This is a genomic window from Streptomyces marokkonensis, from assembly GCF_039539045.1.
Classification (GTDB): domain Bacteria; phylum Actinomycetota; class Actinomycetes; order Streptomycetales; family Streptomycetaceae; genus Streptomyces; species Streptomyces marokkonensis.
This window is the reverse complement of the sequence record NZ_BAABCQ010000389.1, coordinates 1-1,006: the sequence shown is the minus strand read 5'-3', so window position 1 is coordinate 1,006 and position 1,006 is coordinate 1. Positions and strand designations below refer to the sequence as shown.

At 71.2% G+C, this 1,006-nt stretch carries 1 protein-coding gene; it reads right to left on the bottom strand.

Annotation, left to right across the window (positions count from 1 at the left end):
- Positions 1-1,006: alkaline phosphatase family protein (locus ABEA26_RS36035; RefSeq protein ID WP_345598298.1), on the bottom strand; the 1,006-nt coding region annotated here is incomplete at both ends.

The following is a 1,006-nucleotide window of genomic DNA, read 5'->3' as shown; positions in this document are numbered from 1 at the left end:
CCGGGTCGTAGCCGGGTTTGCGGTGGATCTCGACCAGCTGCGCGAAGTCGGGCGCACGGTCGTCGTCGAGCCAGTAGTAGTACGTGAACCAGGCGTCCGGCTCCGCGACGGCGACGAGTTCGCCGGCCCGCGGATGGTCGAGATGCTGGGCCTTCTTGCCCTCGTCGTCGAGGAGTTGCTCGATCCCGGGCAGTCCCTCCAGGGCGGCGCGGGTGGCGACGAGGTCCTCGGGGCGGCGGACGTAGACGTGGGCGAGCTGGTGGTCGGCGACGGCGAAGGCGCGGGAGGCCATCGGGTCGAGGTATTCCATGCCGTCCTGGGTGTGCACCTCGAGGAGTCCGGCGCGGCGCAGGGCGCGGTTGATGTCCACGGGCCGGCTGACGGGGGTGATGCCGTACTCGGACAGCGCGACGACGGTGCGGCCCTCGGCTCGGGCGTCGTCGAGGAGCGGGGCCATCGCCGCGTCCAGGTCGGCCGCCGCCTTCAGGGAGCGTGGGTCGTCGGGGCCGAAGCGCTGGAGATCGTAGTCGAGGTGGGGGAGGTAGCAGAGCGTCAGGTCGGGATGGCGGGTGCGCATGATGTGCCGGGTCGCGTCGATGATCCACTGGCTGGAGACGAGATCCGCGCCGGGTCCCCAGAAGTGGAAGAGGGGAAAGGTCCCGAGTGCGTCGGTGAGTTCGTCGTGCAGGGCCGGGGGGCGGGTGTAGCAGTCGGGCTCCTTGCGGCCGTCGGCGTAGTAGACGGGGCGGGGGGTGACGGTGATGTCGGTGTCGGCTCCCATGGCGTACCACCAGCAGATGTTGGCGACGGTGTAGCCGGGATGGGCGCGGCGGGCGGCGTCCCAGAGCTTGTCGCCGGCGACGAGCCCGTTGTGCTGACGCCACAGCAGGACGTCGCCGAGCTCGCGGAAGTACCAGCCGTTGCCGACGATGCCGTGCTCGGACGGGTGGGTGCCGGTGAGGAAGGTGGACTGGGCGGCGCAGGTGACGGCGGGCAGGACGGTGCC